This is a genomic window from Pseudoalteromonas sp. SG45-5, from assembly GCF_014164085.1.
Taxonomy (GTDB): domain Bacteria; phylum Pseudomonadota; class Gammaproteobacteria; order Enterobacterales; family Alteromonadaceae; genus Pseudoalteromonas; species Pseudoalteromonas aliena.
In genome coordinates, this window is the sequence record NZ_JACJEM010000014.1 from 38,110 (window position 1) to 59,011 (window position 20,902).

Here is a 20,902-nt window from a genome sequence, read left to right on the forward strand (position 1 = left end):
CACCACTAGTGCTAATTGATTATTACTCATTCCCCTAAAATTTATGTACCATTGGGAATAAGATATATTTTTTAGTAATAAGGTGCGTTTTTTAATGTCTGAGTTTTTATTGCACGATGAGCCAGTAAAACAAGTTTACCTTGATGCAAACGCAACAACGCCAGTATTGCCTTGTATTGCTGATGTTGTTTCTCATACCATGCAAATTTGTTTTGGTAATCCATCCAGCCCTCATATTACAGGTATTCAAGCAAAGCATTTATTAGAACAAACACGCCAAAAAGCACGCACGGTTATTGGTGCAAACAGTGGTGATATTTTATTTACCTCTGGTGCGACCGAAGGTATTCAAACTGCGGTGGTCTCTACGCTTATTAACGCTAAAAAAAATCCGATTAAAAACCCTGTGCTGTTATACGGCGCGACAGAGCATAAAGCGGTCCCAAACACGTTAAAACATTGGAACAGTGTGCTCGAAATCAATGCACAAGTGTTAGCTATTCCGGTTGATAGTAACGGTATTTTAGATTTAGATTTTATAGCTAAACATATAGATAACGTTTTGATGATTTGCACCATGGCGGTTAATAACGAAACGGGCGTATATCAAGACTTAAATGCTATTGAACGCACAATTCGTAGCCGCAACAATGATGTATCGTGGATGGTTGATTGCGTTCAAGCATTAGGTAAGCAAGCGTTAACATTGAGTGACACAACCATAGATTACGCACCGTTTTCTGGGCATAAACTGTATGCGCCTAAAGGTATTGGCTTTTTATACATTCGTGAGGGCAGTGCATATACGCCTTTTATTGCCGGTGGCGGTCAAGAAAGTGGTATGCGTTCGGGAACCGAAAACTTACCGGGTATTGCGGGCCTAAATAAACTATTTAGTATGTTGCTTGATAAATCTGAGCGCACATTTAAATCGGCTGATGTACTTAACGCTTATCGTAGTCAGCTGCAAAGTGCCATTGTAGATACCTTTGGTGATATTACATTTAATCATGACTTTACTTGTAGTGTGCCAACGACACTGAATTTTGCTGTTAACGATTTAACCAGTAAAGAAGTTATAGACTTATTTGATGCGGCGGGAATTCGTGTTAGTGGTGGCTCTGCTTGCAGTACAGGTGCATCAACCAGTTTTGTTTTAGATGCAATGGGTGCAAGTAAGTGGCAAAGCGAAAACGCGATTAGGCTATCGTTTGGGCCTGCGGCAACGAAGGAAGATATTGATCATGCTTGTACGCGTATACGGGCTCTTAAGGTGATATTGCAGGCAAATTGTTTAATAGTATCTGACAGTACAACACCTCAGCAAGAAGTGTGCGCGCTTGGTTTAACTCAGTTTAGGCACTTAGGTGCATGTAGTTGGCTTTATGTGAGCGATAACAAGCAGGCCGTTATTATTGATCCCATAATAGAGCTTATTCCTCGCTTTGAAAAAATAGCTAATACGCAGAACCTTTTTATTAAGGGGGTATTAAATACGCATATGCATCAAGAGCGAAGTTCAGCAATTACTTTGTTAAGCAGTGTACTAGCTGATCGTATCCTTAAAGCCGATGTTGATGAGTTAGGCTGGCCTATAAATGATCAACACATAGAATTGGGCCAAGATGTGTTAGAAAAAATAACCACGCCAGGGCATAGCCAAGATAGTGTTAGTTATATTCTTAAAAACGCTAAAAGTAACATGAGTTACTGTTTTTGTGGCGATTTGATACTACCAGCAGGTTTGGGTAATACATCACTTATCGGTGGTGATGCTAAAAAAATGGCGGAGTCTATTTTAAAGCTAGACGCACAATTAAATGACACGAGCGTTATTTGTTCGGGCCATGATTACCAACAATGCTTTGCTATGAACTGGGCTGTGCAACAAGCACAAACGCCATTACTAAATGCATTGATCACTCGTGGTATTGATACTGATGAATTTGCAATTAAAAAGCAAAGTTACGATGCAGTTAAACAATTTAATAGCACGCAATTGTGTGGTTATGTAAATGCACTGCCTGAAATTGAGACACAACAACTGAGTTTTGATGACGCTAAAAAAATGTTAAAAGCAAATAATACCTATTTAATAGATACTCGCGAACCATACGAACATGATGCTAATAACGTGGCGCAGCTATTTAATACAGATGATGATAAAACCCTCAACATACCGTTGAGTCGTATGGCGAATGCCATCGTAGAAGAGCAGTTAAGTAAAAGTAAGCACTATATTTTATTGTGTCGCAGTGGTAACCGCTCAAAAGTAGCAGCCACTAATTTAATACAATTGGGTTATAAAAAGGTTTATAACTTAAGCGGTGGGTTAGCGCTGAGTCATTAAGTACATCGTAGGTGCATATTAAATCGGCTTAAATGGCCGATTTTTTATTTAAAGGGAATTGCTAAAATATTGCACAAAAAAATTAGTAAGATTCATTAATATTTCATTTTAACCAATTAAGCTATTTCTGCGCCTTTAAAATTGTAGGTCAATTAATTTATAATTTTTTTATGATACCGGTGTCAAAAGCTAAAATTTGCGTTATCATCTGCATCTAAAATTATAAAAACAGCACTTTTTTTGCGTTTCTAGTTAAACTATTAACGGCATTTTTTTAGTGTTAATAATCCGTGTTTAGAGTTTTGTTTTTATAAAAGTAACTTTAAATCAATTGGTTGAAAAAATTAAGGGGTGTTTCCATGTCTAACCGAACGCAATTAGCAAGCTGGCAAGCACTAGAGAAAAGTGCAGCTAAGATGAAGCAAACTCATCTTAAAACGTTATTTGCACAAGATGACACACGCTTTTCTCAGTTTTCGACTCAAATACCCGGCGTATTATTCGACTACTCTAAGCAACTTATTGATAACGATGTTTTTGCTAACTTAATGTCGCTTGCTAAAGAATGCGATATTGCATCGTGGCGCGATAAAATGTTCAGTGGTGAAAAAATTAACATCACTGAAAATCGTTCAGTGTTACATACGGCGCTGCGTAATCGTGCTCATACGCCACTTTTTGTTGATGGTGAAGACGTAACACAAGCGGTAGATAACGAATTAGCTAAAATTAAAACATTTGTTGAAAAGGTACGAAGTGGTAACTGGGTAGGTTATACCGGTAAAACTGTAAAAGATGTTGTAAGCATTGGTGTTGGCGGCTCTAACCTTGGGCCACAAATGGCCACTGAAGCACTTAAAGCATTAGCTGACGATACACTAAATGTGCATTACGTATCTAATGCTGATGGCGTTCAAATTGCATCTGTTTTAAAAGCAATTGACCCTGAAACAACGTTATTCGTTATTTCCTCAAAAACATTTACGACATCAGAAACCATGACCAATGCAAAAACAGCCGTGGATTGGTTTTTAGAAACTGCGAAAAATGAAAGCGCAATTGCAAAACATTTTGTTGCGGTAAGTACAAACTTAGAAAAAACGGCAGCCTTTGGGATTAGCGACGAAAACGTATTCACTATGTGGGATTGGGTAGGCGGTCGCTTTTCACTTTGGAGTGCGATAGGCTTACCCATTGCGTTGTATTTAGGGTATGAGGCTTTTGAGGCGATTTTAGAAGGCGCGTTTGAAGTAGACGAGCATTTTAAAGCAGCAGAATTTGAGCAAAATATACCATTAATCATGGCGTTGCTTAGCGTATGGAATACCAGCTTTTTAGGTTATAAGGCACAGGCTATTTTACCTTACGATCAAGCGCTTCATATGTTGCCAGCTTATTTACAGCAAGGTGAGATGGAAAGTAACGGTAAGCATGTTAATTTTGCCGGCGAAACTGTGCCTTATACTACAGTTCCTATTATTTGGGGCATGACGGGTATTAACGGTCAGCATGCGTTTTATCAGTGTTTACACCAAGGTAATGTAGTCGTACCTGCCGATTTTATTGCATCAGTTAAACCACAAGTTAATGTTGATAAGCATCATGATATTTTATTATCAAACTTCTTCGCACAAACAGAAGCAATGATGAGTGGTGTAGATGCAGCGCAAGTTACTGCTGATTTAACCGCTAAGGGTAAATCGCAAGCGCAAATAGATGAATTGTTAAATCATAAAATTCATCAGGGGAATCGTCCAACAACGTCTATGCTATTGGATACAGTTGATGCTAAAGCAGTAGGGCGCTTAATTGCGCTGTATGAACACAAGATTTTTTGCCAAGGCATTATTTTAGAAATATGTTCGTTTGACCAATGGGGTGTAGAGCTTGGTAAAGGTCTAGCATCTAAAATTGAAAGTGAACTCACTGATGAAAGTGTTAAACACGCTCATGATAGTTCGACAAACGGCTTAATGGCGTACTACAAGCAAAACCGTACGCAGTAAAAATTCGCTTACGCAAGTAAGTAAACCGAGTACCTTTGAACGGGTAGCGCTGGAGTACTTAGGGTCTGTATTTTTGTGAGAGGAGATACAGAGCCCCTAAGGCTCATTTAATTAGCGCAGATGATAAAATAAAAATAAAACATCATTAACTAAGATCAATTCAGCAGGCTTTTTGAACATAAAGTCAACATCATCCAAGAAGTGGCATACCTTCGTGCCGTGTGGCAGCGATGGGTATCCTAAACGTAGAGAGTAACGATGCTTAATCCTTTTGATATTATAATTTTTGGGGGCGGTGGTGATCTTGCGTTACGCAAATTATTACCTGCAATGTATCGAGCATATCAAGAAGGTAATTTACCTGAAGGCTCACGTATTTTGCCAACGGTACGCGAAGAAAGTAAAAAATCCGAGTACATAGAAACAGCACACAAGGCTTTACAAGAATTTTTAAGCAAAGGTGAGTTTAACGCTAAAGATTGGAAGGCATTTTCTACTTATTTAGTGCCTGTGGTGAGTAATGTTACCGAAGCTGATAATAACTGGGATGTGCTCAAAAATATTTTAGATGAGCACGATAGCACTAAGTCTCGCGTGTTTTATTTATCTCTTCCGCCAGCGGTATACGGCACTTGCTGCGAAATACTCTCTAGCAAAGGTTTAATTACACCAACATCACGCGTTGTAGTCGAAAAGCCAATTGGTTATTGTGGTGAATCTGCAGAAGCAATCAACTCTAAAATTGCAGAGTTTTTTGAAGAAGAACAAATCTTTCGTATTGATCACTATCTTGGTAAAGAAACAGTACAAAATTTAATGGCACTGCGCTTTTCAAACTCTTTGTTTGAAAATATGTGGGATGCTAAATCAATAGATAACATTCAAATTAGCTTATCAGAAACAGTGGGCCTTGAAAGCCGTGCTGGTTTTTACGATAAAGCTGGCGCACTGCGTGACATGGTTCAAAATCATTTATTACAACTACTGTGTTTAGTTGCAATGGAAGCGCCTAATAAATTAAATGCAAATAGTATTCGTAACGAAAAATTAAAAGTATTAGAAGCGCTTCGTCCACTTATTAGTGGTGACGTTGATGAGCACACAGTACGTGGGCAATATGTACCAGGCGACTTAAATGGTAAAATTGTACCAGGCTATTTAGAAGAGCTAAATGAAGGTTCAAGTAAAACAGAAACCTTTGTGGCTATCCGTGCACATATCGATAACTGGCGTTGGGCAGGAGTGCCATTTTATCTTCGCACTGGTAAGCGAATGACGAAACGTTGTGCTGAGATTGTGGTTGAATATAAAAAAGTATCTCACAATATATATGAAGATAACGTAGGTAATATTGAACCAAACCGCCTGGTTATTCGTTTGCAGCCGGAGGAAACAATTCAATTAACGCTAATGTCAAAGCGCCTTGATAACCTTGAAATGCAGCTTGAACCAGTAACAATGAATATTGAGCTTTCACAAGCTTACAGCAATGGTTTTCACTCAGATGCGTACAAGCGTTTAATGCTTGATGCCGCTGCAAATAACCCATCGCTATTTATTCACCGAGATGAAGTTCGTCAAGCATGGAAATGGATTGATCCGATCATCGACCGCTGGCAAGAAAAAGGCAAACCGGCGCTTTATCGAGCTGGGAGCTGGGGTCCAGATGATGCTGATGAATTATTGGCTGAAAAAAATCATGTGTGGTTTAACACCGGTGAAAAGGCATAAATATGGCAACATTAGTTGAGAAATTTTTTGATAATAAAGATGCGTTGACGAAAGAGCTTTCAGCAACGCTTGAGCAATCACTGCGTGACGGCATTGAAAACGACGGCCGTGCAGTACTCATGGTATCAGGTGGCTCATCACCAGCAGCGGCCTATAAACACTTATCAACGCTTGATTTAGATTGGAAAAACGTTGATGTTGCTATGGTTGACGAACGCTGGGTAGACAATACACATGAAAAAAGTAATGAAGTGTTTATTAAAAATACATTATTACAAAACTACGGTAGTGCAGCTAACTTTATTACCATGAAAAACGAAGCGGCAACCGCACAGCAAGGCAGTGAAGTGTGTGACGCAGCATACAGTGCGTTAAAAACGCCATATGATGTGACCATTTTAGGTATGGGCCCAGACGGTCATACAGCGTCGTTATTCCCAAATGCAGAAGGTTTAGATCACGGTTTAACAACCACACAATCAGTGTGTGCTATCAATGCAATACAAAGCGACGTTACAGGTAGTATCACCGAGCGTATGACACTCACTTTAAATGCCATTGCGCAATCTAAAGTAGTTAAGCTTTTAATTAGTGGTGAAGAAAAACTGGCTGTTTATAAGCAAGCAAAAGCGGGAGGCGATGTGAATGATATGCCACTACGCGCTGTGCTTAACCATCCAAGTATCAATATTGAAGTATATTGGGCACCTTAATTTAGATGCTAATTTAACTTTTAAAGGCCGCTTATATAAGCGGCCTTTTTTATTTGCTCAAATTTAAGCCTAAACACTGCAAAAAAATAGTCTTGAACTGTTAACCAATGTTAATGAGTAACTTTGGTTTGTATTAAAATTAACCATGAAATGTGTTGTTTTTGAACAAAAATTATGAGTTTTAGTTGTATGTTTTTTAGCAACGCATGGATTTAGTTAAATTTTATTTTTTCATGACGGTTGTCATAAAAGTTTCCCTTCCTTTTTTAGCTCAAAAGCATTAGCCTAAAGGTATTAACAATGAAACACATAAACCAAAAATAAACGGAGCAGTAACATGGCGGAGCAACAAGTACAGCCTTTACACAACGAAAAACATGCCAACACTAAAATCAAAAATGGCATCAACGTAGAATTTATGAAAACGCAACATTTAGTGCCAGTAGTTGCACATGAGTTTGCACGTGTAGCTAATGAATTTCCTATGTCTTTTGTTAAAAATAATGAAAGCGACACGTTTCAAGCCGTTGCTATGTTTGGTCTTGAGCCAGGCGAAAACTTATTTGTTGAAAATGGTAAATGGACCGCAGCATTCGCACCTATGGCAACGACTCGCTACCCATTAGGCCTAGTTAAACACCCAGAGCAAGATCAATTCGGTATTGTAATTGACGAAGCAAGCTCGCTTGTTGGTGAAGACGAAGGTAACGCGTTATTTGAAAATGGCGAAGAGACTGATTACTTAAAACGTCGTAAAGAAGCGCTAGTATCATTTATTGAATTTTCTCAAGTGACAGATGCATTTACTAAATTTCTTGCTGAGAAAGAGCTTTTAATTGCACAAACATTGACTGTTGACATTAAAGGTGAGAAAAAAGATATCAATGGTATCTATCTTATCGACGAGAAAAAGTTAAATGAGTTAAGCGATGCAGATTTCCTAGACCTTCGTAAGCGCGGTTATTTAGCACCAATTTATTCTTTCTTAACGTCGACTCATCAAGTTGCACGTTTAGCGCGTTTAAAAGCTCAACAAGCTTAATTATACCAATTGCATTAAATTAGTGATCTATTATAGCGATAAGAAAATAGCGCAATAACAAGGCTAAAATTATGATACATAGTTGTTCTATATAAATAATTTTCAACGTAGTTAGTGAGCTATTTAATACGCTAGAATGATCATGTTTTTAATAAAATTGGTATTACAAACACGTTAAATTTTAAAAAGCGCCTTAAGGCGCTTTTTTTGTACCATTAAACTCACTTTAGTTGAAATTAAGCTCGCAACCATTCACATTAGTTTATAACTTCCCCATAAAAGAACTCATTATGAAAACACCCTTATTAGCAATTTTTGCGAGTAGTTTTCTTGCTTTAAGTAACAGCGTATTAGCTGCAGAGGCTCCGTTTGCCATCGCGATTCATGGTGGCGTAGGCACAATTGAAAAAGAAAAATTTACGTCCGAGCAAGAAAAAGCGTATCGCGCTAAACTAACCGAGGCAGTTGAGGCGGGTTACAAGGTACTTGATCAAGGTGGCGAAAGTTTAGATGCGGTAATTGCTGCAATTACGATATTAGAGCAATCGACTTATTTTAATGCGGGACGTGGAGCGGTTTACACTTACGATGGTAGCCATGAACTTGATGCCTCTATTATGGATGGTCGAAACCGAGAAGCAGGCGCAGTTGCAGGTGTAAAACATATTGAGAGCCCAATTAGTTTAGCGCGTTTGGTCATGGATAACTCTGTACATGTCATGCTCAATGGGCAAGGCGCTGAGGAGTTTGCTAAAGAGCAAGGTGTTGAGCTTATCGAAAATAACTTATTTGATACCGAATTTCGTTACAAGGCACTTCTAAAAGCAAAACAAAAATTAGATAAAGCGAAAGCAACCAGTAAAGAGTACCAAGCCGCGCACAAAGCATTGCCTAACTCTTACAAAATGGGCACGGTTGGCGCAGTGGCGCTTGATAAAAACGGTAACTTAGCGGCAGGTACATCAACCGGTGGCATGACGGCAAAGCGTTATGGCCGTATCGGCGATGCCCCCGTAATTGGTGCCGGCACTTTTGCTGAAAATGAATCATGTGCTGTTTCATCCACTGGGCATGGTGAGTATTTTATCCGCTATAACGTAGCGAGCGATATATGTGCGCGCGTTAAGTATCAAGGTAAAACCATAGCCGAAGCTGGAGATGAAGTTATAAACGGTGTGCTTAAGCCAATTGGTGGCACTGGAGGTGTTATTATCATTGATACTAAGGGGAATATTAGCTTGCCATTTAATACCTCTGGCATGTATCGGGCAAGTAAATCGAATACGCAAGCGACCTACGTGGGCATTTTTAACGACGAATAAGCCAAAGTAATTTAATTAACCTCAACTCTGGTTAAGAGATTTACTAACATATTGAACCACAATGATATTTGAATTCATTTTTTACTAGCCAGTTATTTTCAGTGCAGTTAGCGCTGAAAATAACTGCTTGAGATAGATTTATTATTCGCAGTTTAGGTGAATCGCAGCGTTTATATAACAAACAACCCCGTGTTATGCATTTTGTAGGATTAACCCCGGCCGTTTAATTTGATACAATTATGGTTCTTTAACTAATTTTATAAGGTATGCGGGTGGTAAACCTAGGTCAGTTGTTTGGCGAGCTAAAAACGTGCTTGAAAAAAGATCAATTCATTTTCAAAAAACGCTTACATGGCGTAAAAAAAATAACCGATGAAAACAAGCATACCAACGCGCTTGAAAAAATAGCGGCTGATATAACCCGTAGCCAAGAACTTCGCGAAAAACGTTTAGCTGGCCTTCCTAAAGTGACTTACCCTGAGCAATTGCCAGTAAGTCAAAAAAAGGAATTAATTAAAGACGCCATTGCAAATAACCAAGTGGTTATTATTGCAGGCGAGACTGGCTCAGGTAAAACTACTCAAATACCTAAAATGTGTTTAGAGCTTGGCCGTGGTGTTGATGGCTTAATAGGCCATACTCAACCACGCCGATTAGCAGCGCGAACGGTGGCTAACCGTATTGCTGAAGAAATGAAGTGCGAACTTGGTCAGCAAGTCGGTTTTAAAATTCGTTTTAGCGATCAGGTTTCTAATAATACGTACGTTAAACTAATGACTGACGGTATTTTACTGGCAGAAATTCAGCAAGATCGATTTTTAAACCAATACGACACCATAATTATAGATGAAGCGCACGAGCGTAGTTTAAACATCGACTTTATTTTAGGTTATTTAAAAAATCTTCTTCCAAAACGCCCCGATTTAAAAATAATTATTACCTCTGCAACCATCGATCCTGAGCGCTTTTCAAAGCATTTTGATGATGCGCCCATTATAGAAGTATCAGGCCGTACTTTCCCTGTTGATGTACGTTACAACCCAACGGCCGATATTAATAAAGAAGATATGGAAGCCGAGGGCGATCAACTGCAAGGTATTTTTGATGCTGTTGACGAATTGTGCGCGGAAGGTCCTGGCGACATACTGATATTTTTAAACGGTGAGCGTGAAATACGCGATACCGCTGATGCACTTAGCAAGCGTAATTTAAAACACACTGATGTATTGCCACTTTACTCGCGCTTATCTAACGCAGAGCAAAACCGTATATTTGCGCCACATTCTCGTCGTCATATTATTTTATCGACCAACGTGGCCGAAACATCACTCACTGTGCCGGGTATTCGTTATGTCATAGATCCAGGTACTGCGCGTATAAGCCGCTACAGTTATCGTACAAAAGTTCAGCGCCTGCCAATAGAACCTATATCGCAAGCAAGTGCTAATCAGCGTATGGGTCGTTGTGGACGTGTTGAAGCGGGTATTTGTATACGCTTGTACTCTGAGGATGATTTTTTATCTCGCCCAGAGTTTACCGACCCTGAAATACTGCGCACTAATCTTGCGTCTGTTATTTTACAAATGTTAGCGCTAGGGCTTGGTGATATGGCGCAATTTCCGTTTGTGCAAGCGCCAGATAGCCGTAATATAAGTGATGGTTTATCGTTATTAGAAGAGCTACAAGCAGTAAAGCCAGACAAACGTGATAACAAAACGAGTTTAACCGCTTCGGGTAGAGAGCTTAGCCGATTACCGGTTGATCCTCGTTTAGCTAAAATGGTGCTCACGGCTCATAAACTTGGTGCATTGCGTGAAGTGATTATTATTGTGGCAGCATTGTCTATCCAAGACCCACGTGAACGGCCACAAGAAAAACGTGCTGCTGCCAATGAAAAACATGGTCGTTTTGACGACCCAGATTCAGATTTTATTGCTTTTTTAAACTTATGGAATTACCTAGAAGAGCAGCAAAGCGAGCTGACTAACGGCCAATTTAGAAAGCTGTGTCAAAAAGATTTCCTAGCCTATATGCGCCTGCGTGAGTGGCAAGATATTGTTTATCAAATAAGTACTGTATGCAACGAAATGGGGATGAAAGCAACCAGCCAAGCGGCTGATGGCGAACTTGTTCATAAAGCGTTATTAAGCGGAATGCTAAGCCACATTGGCTTTAAAGATGAGAAACAAATATACAAAGGTGCACGTAATAGTCAGTTCCATATTTTTCCAGGCTCGGGCTTATTTAAAAAGAGTCCTAAATGGATAATGTCAGCGGAGCTGGTAGAGACTAGTAAATTATATGCTCGCACCAATGCAAAAATAGACATTAACTGGGTAGAACCATTAGCACAGCACTTAGTAAAACGCAGTTACACAGAGCCACACTGGGAGAAAAAGCCTGGTGCGGTAATTGCGTTTGAACAGCAAACTTTGTACGGCCTGCTCGTTGTAAATAAACGCCGCTGTGTTTATAGCAATATTGACCCTAAAGTGAGTCGCGAGCTTTTTGTGCGCACTGCTTTAGTTGAGCAAGAGCTGGGCTTAAACGAGGGCTTTTTAGCGTTTAACCGTGAGCTTATTGAAGATATTCAAGTACTGGAAAATAAGTCACGTCGTCGTGATATTTTAGTTGATGAGCAAACATTATTTGAATTTTACGATAAAAAAATACCAAAAGAGATTAATAATCGCGCTGCATTTTTAAAATGGTATAAAACGCAAAAGCAACAAAATAAACATTACCTACATATGACTCGTGAAGAGTTAATGCAGCATGGCGCAAGTAATATAACCGAGTTTGACTACCCTGACACATGGCAGCAAGACAATATTATATTACCGCTTGCTTATCATTTTGATCCAGGCCAAGCCGTTGATGGTGTTGCGGTACAAATACCGGTAGCGCTGCTAAATCAAGTACAAGAAAGTGGCTTTGATTGGCATATACCTGCCTTTAGGCATGAACTAATAAGTGGGCTAATAAAGTCATTGCCTAAATCGCTTCGTCGTAATTTTGTACCCGCGCCGAATTACGCTGATGCGGTACTTGCAGCCATTGAGCCAATGCAAGGGAGCTTAATTGATGCATTAACGACGCGTTTATTGAGAATGACCGGTGTAAAAGTTGATATAGAAGCATGGGATTTAACCGCGCTTGCACCGCATTTACGATTGCAGTTTGAAGTACGTGATGAACACGATAAGTTACTTGCTCGTGGGCTTGATTTAGCCAAGCTTAAAGCACAGCTGCAAGGTGAAGTAACCGAAACACTGTCGAAAGTAGCCGATAAAGGCATTGAAAAATCAGACTTAACACAATGGGATTTTGGTGAGCTGCCAGCGTCATACGTTAAAAAGCAAGGTCAATATGAGATAAAAGCATACCCTGCGCTGGTGGATAAAAAATCAGCCGCCGCAGTGGAACTTTTTGATAGCGAAGCAAAAGCGCAGCAAGCACATCAACAAGGTCTGCGCCGTTTAGTTTTACTCAATGTGCCATCGCCAATTAAGTACTTACAACAAAACTTACCGAATAAGGCAAAGCTGGGTTTGTACTTTAACCCATTTGGTAAAATCGCTGATTTAATTGATGACTGTATTGCCGCTGGTGTTGATAGTTTATTAGTAAAACACGGTGATATACGTGACGAAAAATCATTTGAAACAGTAAAAGAGCAAATACGAGGTGAGCTGGGCGATGCCGTTGTATCGATTGCAACGCAGGTTGAGCAAGTATTAAGTATTGCTCACGCGCTGCATAAAAAGATGAAAGGGCGCGTTGATTTAACCATGATAACCGCGCACGGCGATATAAAATCACAGCTTGAGTCACTTATATTTAAAGGTTTTGTGAGCGGGCATGGCGCTGATAAAATAACAGATTTAATTCGTTATTTAAAAGCTATTCAAAAACGCTTAGAAAAATTACCTGTTGATCCTAATCGAGATAGGTTATGTGTGTTGGAACTGGATAAAGTTGCTCAAGAATACAAAAAATTAGTTAATAAAACGCCCAAAGGCATGCCAATACCACAAGACATAACGGCAATTTTTTGGATGCAACAAGAGCTAAGAGTTTCTTTATTTGCTCAAACATTAGGAACTCCTTATCCAATATCGTCGAAGCGAATTTTAAATGCGATAAAAGAAATTGAATAAAGCTTGCATTTCGTATTAAGCTTAGTACCTTAATGGAAGGATTTATTTTTGCTTTGAGAAGGAAACGACATAAACATGTCCTCATTGATTGAACCAAAAACACGAAATTTATTAGTTGTAGACGATGAGTATTTTAATTATGAGATACTCAAAGCTGCACTCGCGTCCAAATTTGATGTTAGCTATGCGGACTCTGGGCAGAGCTGTTTAGCGTCAGCGATTGCGAATCCTCCAGATATAATTTTACTTGATGTATGTATGCCAGGCCTTGATGGCTACGATACGTGCAGAATGTTGAAGCATACGCCGGAGACAAAAAACATTCCGGTTGTTATGGTATCTGGCCTTGAATCTGAGCTGGAAAAAAAGGCAGGGTTTGATGCAGGATGTGATGCCTATGTAGTCAAACCATTTTCGATGAGCGTATTGCTCGAGCAAATTAATACAATTGTATAGAGGGAATTATGTTTACAGATGACAAACGAAACTTCAGACGTATGCAGGTAAATACAACGGCAAATTTAACCACGATAGAGCCTGTAGCTGGTTTGAATTACACGGCAGAATGCGTTGATTTAAGTGCAACAGGATTATCACTGCATTTAGATGATTTGCTTGAGCCTGAAACTATTTTATCGGTTGATATCGCATCAACACACCCAAGTATTGCCCCTTTAAAAGCAACGGCAAAAGTAATACGTGCCAGCAAAGAAGATGATGGCACGGTAACAGCAGGGCTTGAAATAATAGAATTTAATTAATTAGCTACTTAGCTATTAATAGACCTTACAGATTAAACCTTTTAGGTAAAAACCTTCAGGGTAGCTGCCAGCAATGGGATGATCGGCTGCTTGATTTAGGCGTTCCATTATAAGTAGATCTTTACCTGCATCAAGCGCTGCATCAGCAACAACTTTTTGAAATAAATTTTGCTCCATTAAACCCGAGCAAGAGAACGTTAATAATGTTCCACCGGGTTTAAGTATTTGCATAGCAATCATGTTGATATCTTTATAACCACGGCACGCACCTGTTAGTTGTGCTTTATTATCAGCAAATTTTGGTGGATCCATTACGATGGTGTCAAATTGTCTGCCTTCGTCGCGGTATTGACGCAGTAACTTAAATACATCTTGCTTAACAAAATCAACTTTATTTAAGTCTAAGTTGTTATGCTCAACATTACGTTTAGCGGTATCTAACGCTGGTTGCGATACATCAACATTAGTTACATGCTCACACCCACCACGCAGGGCGTATAGTGAAAATGTCCCTGTATAACTAAAACAGTTAAGTACCGTTTTACCTTTTGAAAAACGCTCAAGTGCAGCACGGCTATCGCGTTGATCTAAATAAAAGCCCGTTTTATGTCCATCAATTATATCTACTTCAATTTTAAAACCGTTTTCATCAATAAGTACAGGTTGTGTTGGCTCATTACCCCAAAGAACACCTTTAATTGGCTCCAAACCTTCTTTTGTGCGTACTTCTACATCTGATCGCTCATAGATACTAGAACCTGGAAAAATAGCCATTAACGCGCCTACAATCTCGCCTTTATGACGCTCGGCTCCAGCGCTTAATAGCTGACAAACTAGTACATTATCAAACTTATCGATAGTGACGCCTGGTAAGTAATCAGACTCAGCTGCACATAATCTAAAGCCTGTTAATCCACCTTCATCTATGACTTGACTGCGTGCTTCTAACGAACGGCGTAAACGGCGTTCAAAAAAGTGTTGATCGATGATTTCTTTTTCGTCAAAGCTCCATACACGTGCACGAATTTGCGAATGAGGGCTATAAGCTGCAGTGGCTAAAAATTTACCTTCACTATCGTGAATCGTTACTGTATCGCCTAATCCAGGTTTACCTTTAATTTTTTTGATGGCTTTTGAAAATAACCAAGGGTGTTTTCTTTTTAATGATTTATCGCGACCAGCTTGTAGGTAAACGGCAGATGACATAAGGCTTCTCAGTAGTAATAAATAAGCGCTGTATTTTAGTCAAGCAGCGGGCAACATACAATGAATGTTTTGCAAGAGGGCTATAAAGCACGGTAAAGTACTAATAATTCACTTATTAATTAGCTTTTGGAACCTGAAAGTGCCTGATGCCGTTTTAAGCCCTGATTTAGAAATACTTAATTCACAATGTAGAGAGTTTATAACCTCTTTAGTGCATGCCGATGTAGCCCACGATATAACCCATATAGAGCGAGTAGTGCGCGTAGCAATACAGCTGTGTGATGCAGAGCAGGCTAATATGTCAGTAGTACTCCCTGCAGCGTGGATGCATGACTGTGTGGCGGTGGCTAAAAACCACCCTGATCGTGCAAAAGCCTCTACTATGGCAGCCGATAAGGCATTGGAATTTTTAAAATCGATTAATTATGACGAGTCACTTTTTGATGATATTCATCATGCTATTGCAGCGCATAGTTTCAGCGCAAATATAAAAATTAAAACAGTTGAGGCGCAAATAGTACAAGATGCTGACAGAATGGATGCATTGGGTGCGGTTGGAGTGAGTCGATGTATGAAAGTTGGCGGTTCAATTTCTCGGTTATTGTATAACCCAGACGACCCTTTTTGCATTGAACGTGAAGCCGATGATAAAAAATATACACTCGATCATTTTTTTATAAAACTATTACATATTGCTGAAAGCATGAATACCCCATCAGCTAAAGCAGAAGCGAATAGGCGTACAGCTTACATGCATGAGTTCTTAGAGCAATTAAAGTCAGAAATTGGTGAGTAACGTGAATAATAAAAATATGCCTAAATTGTCAGGTATTGATCATTGCCATTTGAATGTTGAGAATTTACCGAATGCCGTTAAATGGTATGAGCGCGTTTTAGGTTTTAGTATAGTACCCGAACTTGCCTTTTGGGATGAGGACGGACGAGGCCCTTTAACGCTCGAGGATGTTAGTTCAACAACCCGCTTAGCACTTTTTGAAGGTGAGGGGCGCAGTAAAGGAATTGCATTTTTGGCAACAGGGGAGCAATTTATAGAGTGGCTTAACTACTTTGAAAACCTAAATATAAAAGCGGTTCTTGCGGATCATGGTGTAACGTTTTCAATGTACTTTAAAGATGAAAGTGGCAATAGCCATGAAATTACGTCACATGACTATCGGTATATAAAATATTATTACCCAAATGTTGAGCTTGGCTCCCACAGTGCTAAAAAGAATTAGCTTTCTTGATTTGCATTTTTTATAGCAATAATATCGTCTAAATTTTTTACAAATAGTTCGATTAGAGCGGGATCGAAATGAGCTCCTGCTTGCTCTTGCATATGTTGAACTGTTTTTTCTACACTCCATGCTTCTTTATAAGGACGTTTTGACGTAAGGGCATCAAAAACATCTGCAATGGCCACAATTCTTCCTTCAATGGATATATCTTCACCACGAGTACCATTTGGATAGCCAGAGCCATCCCATTTTTCATGGTGTTCAATTGCGAGTTTATGAGCTAGTTGTAATAGTGGGGAGGTTGAATTTGCTAAGATTTGTCCACCGATTAAAGCATGCTTTTTCATGTGCTCAAATTCTTCACTGGTAAGGCGCCCTGGTTTTAATAAAATAGCATCTGGAATGCCTATTTTACCAACATCATGCATTGGTGCCGCTTGACGCAGTAATTCTGCTTGGTGTTCTGGCATGCCCAGCGCTAAGGCAAGTACTTTACTGTATTGGCTCATACGTACTATATGCTCGCCAGTATCAGTGTCTTTATATTCAGCGGCCCGCCCTAAGCGTTGAACTAAATCAACATGTGCTTGTTTTAATTGCTCCGCTTGAACTAATGAGAGATGTGTTTTCACTCTCGCCCTGACAATAGCCGGGCTAATTGGTTTGGTGATATAGTCAACTGCGCCTAGCTCAAAGCCTTTAAACTCATCACTTTCATCATCTAATGCAGTGACAAAAATAATAGGAATATGAGACGTGCTAGCATTATTTTTTATTCGCTGGCAAACATCAAAGCCATTCATATCTGGCATCATTATGTCGAGTAAAATAAGTTGAGGTAGATCTTTTTCAAGTAAAGCGAGTGCGGCTTCCCCTGACTTAGCAAATGACATGCGATATTGATTACCTAACACTTCTCGCATTACTTTCAAATTAGCAGGTTCATCGTCAACAATTAAAATACGAGGCCTATTGGCTGAAAAGTCCATTAATTAATACTCATTAGTGATAGTTTCTTTTGCAAAGCTTCTAGTTTTGTTTGTGCAGTATCAAAGTCAAACTCATCAAATGCGGTGCTTATACTTTCTACTTCATCCGTAAATTGTGTATCCGAGTTGTGTATTAGTTGGTCAATGAGCTTGTCGTTAAGTTCTGCATTGAAAGCATATTTATGTAATACCTCACAAAGCGTTTTTAGTTCTGAAAAAGACAAAATACGACTGTTTTTTACGCTATTTTTTGGCCGTTTACATACATTGTTTGCTAATAACTGAACTATTATATCTAGTTCTTCTTCTATGGCATTGAGTATATTGTTTATTTCAGTATTTTCGGCGTTCTCTAAATCATTAAGCAACTTCATTAATGTTATAAGACCTAAGTTTCCTGCAACACCTTTCAATGTATGTATTAAACTTTTGGAATTGTTTATATCAGTCAACGGATTATTTATAAGCGCTGCAAATTTGTTACTATTTTCATTTGTAAATTTCGTAATTTCTGTGAGCTGTTTGCATTTTGAACCCCATAAGGCCAAACCTTTTTCAAAATCGATATGCTTGGCATCGGGATCGGTTTGCGCTATAACAAGTTCTTTGGCTAAACCCAGTCCAAGAACTTGAGCAATTTCTTGATTTAATTGATTTATATCAATTGGTTTATTAGTAAAGCCATTCATTCCAGATTTTTTAGCGGTTAATTTATCTTGCTGCAATACGCTGGCTGTTAAGGCTATGATGGGTGTATATTTTAATTGTCTTTGTTTTTCTATTTCACGTATTTTGAGTGTTGCTTCAATACCATCGCATTCAGGCATGTGAATATCCATTAAAATCACATCAAAGTCTTGTTGCTCAAACATACTTATTGCTTCAAAACCATTATTTGCTTTGATTACGGTATGTTGATCTCGCGAAAGTAATAGTGAAAGAAGCTCTCTGTTTTGCTCAATATCATCAACAGCAAGTATTCTAAGTGAGGGAAGCTGAGTATGTAATCCATCAAAGTAATCTATTTTTTCTTCGTCACCGACTTCAAGCGGTAATGAAAAATAAAAACATGTGCCTTTACCCACCTCACTTATGAGATCTATAGTGCCTCCCATTAGTTCAACAAGCTGTTTACTAATAGTAGTTCCAAGTCCTGTACCACCAAACCGTCGCGTTGTTGTCCCATCTGCTTGTTCAAAGGGCTGAAATATGGCTTGTCTGCGATCTTCTACAATACCAATACCAGTATCTTGCACTTCAAAAAAGAGATGTCCATTTTGTGTTGTACTTATAGTTATAGTCACAGATCCTTGCTGTGTGAACTTTATAGCATTCCCTATGAGGTTAGTAAGTATCTGTCTGAGTCGATCAGCGTCTCCGCAGTAGGTTGTCCTTACTGATTCTTTAATATTAAGTGTTAAACTTAAGTTTTTCTTTTTCGCTTCTAACCAAAAAGTAGAAATAATACTATCTATAACAGGCTTCAAATTAAAATGAATAGGCTCTATTGCAAGCTTTCCACGCTCTAATTTTGCAGAATCAAGAACTTCATTGAGTAAGCGTAATAATGAACGAGCAGCATTGTTAACAGTAATGAGATGTTTTTGTTGTTCTTGATCAAGTGGGGTATCCATGAGTAAGTCACTAAAACCAATAATTGAGTTCATAGGAGTTCGTATTTCATGGCTCATATTAGCCATGAAAGATTGTTTAGCGTTAGCGGCTTCTTCTGCTTGAAGTTTCGCAGTTTCAAGCGTTTTCTCGTATTCTTTTCGCTCTGTTATATCAACTAGTACACCGTCAATCCATTGCGGATTTCCATGCTTATCAAAATCAAAAGTTCCTTTATCAAGTAGCCATAGCATTTTTCCATTGCGGTGACGGATCCGATATTCAATAGAGTACTGGCGCTTTTGTGCAATGGCATTATTTATAGCATCAAGAATAGCAGGCTGATCAGTTTTCAAGACAAGGTCATTAAATTCAATACAATGCTCGATAAATTCTTTTGATTGGTACCCCGTTAATTCAAGAACACTCGGGCTAATAAATAGCATTGTCCAATTTTCATCAAATTTACATCTAAACACAACGCCTGGCATATTATTCATTAAAGAGCGATATTGTTGTTCTTTTTCTACTAGACTTCGTTGCAACTCTCGTTGCTCGGTTAAATCAGTAATAAAGCCTACATACAGAGGATTCTGGCCAGGTTGATTAACTTCACCAATGCCTAATCGAATCGGAAATAAATACCCTTTTTTATGTTTAGCGGATATTTCACGATTGACACCTATAACTTTCCCTAAATCAATATTTTCGGCTTTTGATAGGTAATTATCGTGATTTGCTGCAATGCTATCGTCCATGAGCATTTTAACATTATGATCTCGTACTTCACTTTCGCACCAGCCAAATATTTTTGTTGCGGAGTTATTAAAACTTAAAATAATACCTTTGTGATCAATGGTTACAATTCCATCAATCGCAGTACCTAAAATTGCATTTAGGCGCGATTCGTCCGTTGATTTAGCTTCTAGTAACATTCTGTAGCGCACCATGCCATTAAGTACTGCAACCACACTCGTAATAGCTATTGTTGCAGTTGCTACTGCAATAGCGATAAATGTTAAGCCAGCAGTGGCATCCGCATCTTCGTATAAAATAGGGGATGTAGCAACAAACCGTGTTGCGGCCATGCCCATATAGTGCATACCAGCGACGGCTAAACCTAAAATCACAGCGCTTATTAATCGGCTTTGAAAGGGGGCTAATGTAGGAAAAAATATTTCAAGATTAAAGCGACTATACAAAGCAATGAATGACAGTGCGATAGCAATAATAATAGATAAGCCAAATATTATAGGATCGTAGCGTAATAACGGTGCAAGTTGCATAGCAGCCATGCCACTGTAATGCATAGTACCAATGCCTGCACCAAGTAAAATCGAACAAGTAGCAAGTGTTTTTAAATTTCCATCACTATTTACCAGCATAGCCACAGCATACTGACAGGCCAAAAATGCAGGTATAAATGACAATAATGTAATCATGGGATCATATTGAATATTAGTGCAGAGTGAAAAAGCGAGCATACCAATAAAATGCATACTCCAAATACCGACAGAAAAAACAGTGGCTGCGGTAACATTGGCTAAACGCTGGTAGCTTGGGAATTTAGTACTTTTTGCTAAATCAATGAGTTTGGTGGTAAAAAATGCAGAAAATATAGCGATTAGGACGGACATTGAGACTAAAACAGGATCGTAAACCCCATTTACAATTAAACTAGGATCTTGGTCCGTAATGAAAAAAGCTGACAGCATAATAACTCACAATGTAATATCACTATTTTAGTTTAATATAATTAAGCAATTAATAAAC

14 protein-coding genes are annotated in these 20,902 nt (G+C 38.9%); 11 read left to right on the top strand and 3 right to left on the bottom strand.

Annotated features, from left to right (window positions below; translation table 11 throughout):
- Nucleotides 1-94: 94 nt before the first annotated feature.
- From H5119_RS06285 to H5119_RS06325, 9 genes are all read left to right on the top strand, one after another.
- Nucleotides 95-2,350, top strand: coding sequence for an aminotransferase class V-fold PLP-dependent enzyme (locus tag H5119_RS06285; protein WP_182701620.1), 2,256 nt, complete (start codon nucleotides 95-97; stop codon nucleotides 2,348-2,350).
- 359 nt (nucleotides 2,351-2,709) lie between these two features.
- Complete coding sequence (gene pgi / locus H5119_RS06290) at nucleotides 2,710-4,356, top strand: glucose-6-phosphate isomerase (protein WP_182701621.1); 1,647 nt, start codon at nucleotides 2,710-2,712, stop codon at nucleotides 4,354-4,356.
- A gap of 258 nt (nucleotides 4,357-4,614) precedes the next feature.
- Nucleotides 4,615-6,087 carry a glucose-6-phosphate dehydrogenase gene (zwf, locus tag H5119_RS06295; RefSeq protein WP_077537624.1) on the top strand — a complete coding sequence of 491 codons (1,473 nt, stop codon included), beginning with the start codon at nucleotides 4,615-4,617 and terminating at the stop codon, nucleotides 6,085-6,087.
- Between the two features lie 2 nt (nucleotides 6,088-6,089).
- Nucleotides 6,090-6,800 carry a 6-phosphogluconolactonase gene (gene pgl, locus H5119_RS06300; RefSeq protein WP_182701622.1) on the top strand — a complete coding sequence of 237 codons (711 nt, stop codon included), beginning with the start codon at nucleotides 6,090-6,092 and terminating at the stop codon, nucleotides 6,798-6,800.
- Nucleotides 6,801-7,137: 337 nt separating this feature from the next.
- Nucleotides 7,138-7,842, top strand: a complete 705-nt coding sequence (locus tag H5119_RS06305) for a SapC family protein (RefSeq protein WP_182701623.1) — start codon at nucleotides 7,138-7,140, stop codon at nucleotides 7,840-7,842.
- 290 nt (nucleotides 7,843-8,132) lie between these two features.
- On the top strand, nucleotides 8,133-9,164 hold the full coding sequence (locus H5119_RS06310) for an isoaspartyl peptidase/L-asparaginase family protein (protein WP_182701624.1): 1,032 nt from the start codon (nucleotides 8,133-8,135) through the stop codon (nucleotides 9,162-9,164).
- Nucleotides 9,165-9,436: 272 nt separating this feature from the next.
- Nucleotides 9,437-13,324, top strand: coding sequence for an ATP-dependent RNA helicase HrpA (gene hrpA / locus H5119_RS06315; protein WP_182701625.1), 3,888 nt, complete (start codon nucleotides 9,437-9,439; stop codon nucleotides 13,322-13,324).
- Between the two features lie 75 nt (nucleotides 13,325-13,399).
- The gene (locus H5119_RS06320) at nucleotides 13,400-13,780 is read left to right on the top strand and encodes a PleD family two-component system response regulator (RefSeq protein ID WP_077537628.1); all 381 of its coding nucleotides are present in this window, start codon (nucleotides 13,400-13,402) and stop codon (nucleotides 13,778-13,780) included.
- Between the two features lie 8 nt (nucleotides 13,781-13,788).
- On the top strand, nucleotides 13,789-14,085 hold the full coding sequence (locus tag H5119_RS06325; RefSeq protein WP_077537629.1) for a PilZ domain-containing protein: 297 nt from the start codon (nucleotides 13,789-13,791) through the stop codon (nucleotides 14,083-14,085).
- A 15-nt stretch (nucleotides 14,086-14,100) separates the two neighbouring features.
- Here the strand turns inward: H5119_RS06325 and H5119_RS06330 are convergent, their stop codons facing one another.
- The gene (locus H5119_RS06330) at nucleotides 14,101-15,291 is read right to left on the bottom strand and encodes a class I SAM-dependent methyltransferase (RefSeq protein WP_182701626.1); all 1,191 of its coding nucleotides are present in this window, start codon (nucleotides 15,289-15,291) and stop codon (nucleotides 14,101-14,103) included.
- A 64-nt stretch (nucleotides 15,292-15,355) separates the two neighbouring features.
- Here H5119_RS06330 and H5119_RS06335 point away from each other — a divergent pair, with 64 nt between their 5' ends.
- Both H5119_RS06335 and H5119_RS06340 read left to right on the top strand, forming a co-directional pair.
- A complete protein-coding gene (locus H5119_RS06335; protein ID WP_259398969.1) occupies nucleotides 15,356-16,087 on the top strand; it encodes an HD domain-containing protein in 732 nt (243 codons plus the stop codon).
- A gap of 1 nt (nucleotide 16,088) precedes the next feature.
- Nucleotides 16,089-16,529 (top strand): VOC family protein, encoded by a 441-nt coding sequence (locus H5119_RS06340; protein ID WP_182701628.1) that lies wholly within the window; start codon nucleotides 16,089-16,091, stop codon nucleotides 16,527-16,529.
- Here the strand turns inward: H5119_RS06340 and H5119_RS06345 are convergent.
- The gene (locus H5119_RS06345) at nucleotides 16,526-17,518 is read right to left on the bottom strand and encodes a two-component system response regulator (RefSeq protein ID WP_182701629.1); all 993 of its coding nucleotides are present in this window, start codon (nucleotides 17,516-17,518) and stop codon (nucleotides 16,526-16,528) included. The genes H5119_RS06340 and H5119_RS06345 overlap by 4 nt on opposite strands.
- On the bottom strand, nucleotides 17,518-20,844 hold the full coding sequence (locus H5119_RS06350) for an MHYT domain-containing protein (protein ID WP_182701630.1): 3,327 nt from the start codon (nucleotides 20,842-20,844) through the stop codon (nucleotides 17,518-17,520). The genes H5119_RS06345 and H5119_RS06350 overlap by 1 nt, the downstream gene beginning before the upstream one ends.
- Nucleotides 20,845-20,902: the final 58 nt, after the last annotated feature.

Excerpts from the sequence above, each read along its gene's own strand:
- H5119_RS06285 (WP_182701620.1), top strand. The coding sequence starts at position 95 with ATGTCTGAGTTTTTATTGCACGATGAGCCAGTAAAACAAGTTTACCTT.
- pgi (WP_182701621.1), top strand. The coding sequence starts at position 2,710 with ATGTCTAACCGAACGCAATTAGCAAGCTGGCAAGCACTAGAGAAAAGT.
- zwf (WP_077537624.1), top strand. The coding sequence starts at position 4,615 with ATGCTTAATCCTTTTGATATTATAATTTTTGGGGGCGGTGGTGATCTT.
- pgl (WP_182701622.1), top strand. The coding sequence starts at position 6,090 with ATGGCAACATTAGTTGAGAAATTTTTTGATAATAAAGATGCGTTGACG.
- H5119_RS06305 (WP_182701623.1), top strand. The coding sequence starts at position 7,138 with ATGGCGGAGCAACAAGTACAGCCTTTACACAACGAAAAACATGCCAAC.
- H5119_RS06310 (WP_182701624.1), top strand. The coding sequence starts at position 8,133 with ATGAAAACACCCTTATTAGCAATTTTTGCGAGTAGTTTTCTTGCTTTA.
- H5119_RS06320 (WP_077537628.1), top strand. The coding sequence starts at position 13,400 with ATGTCCTCATTGATTGAACCAAAAACACGAAATTTATTAGTTGTAGAC.
- H5119_RS06325 (WP_077537629.1), top strand. The coding sequence starts at position 13,789 with ATGTTTACAGATGACAAACGAAACTTCAGACGTATGCAGGTAAATACA.
- H5119_RS06330 (WP_182701626.1), bottom strand. The coding sequence starts at position 15,291 with ATGTCATCTGCCGTTTACCTACAAGCTGGTCGCGATAAATCATTAAAA.
- H5119_RS06335 (WP_259398969.1), top strand. The coding sequence starts at position 15,356 with ATGTTTTGCAAGAGGGCTATAAAGCACGGTAAAGTACTAATAATTCAC.
- H5119_RS06345 (WP_182701629.1), bottom strand. The coding sequence starts at position 17,518 with ATGGACTTTTCAGCCAATAGGCCTCGTATTTTAATTGTTGACGATGAA.
- H5119_RS06350 (WP_182701630.1), bottom strand. The coding sequence starts at position 20,844 with ATGCTGTCAGCTTTTTTCATTACGGACCAAGATCCTAGTTTAATTGTA.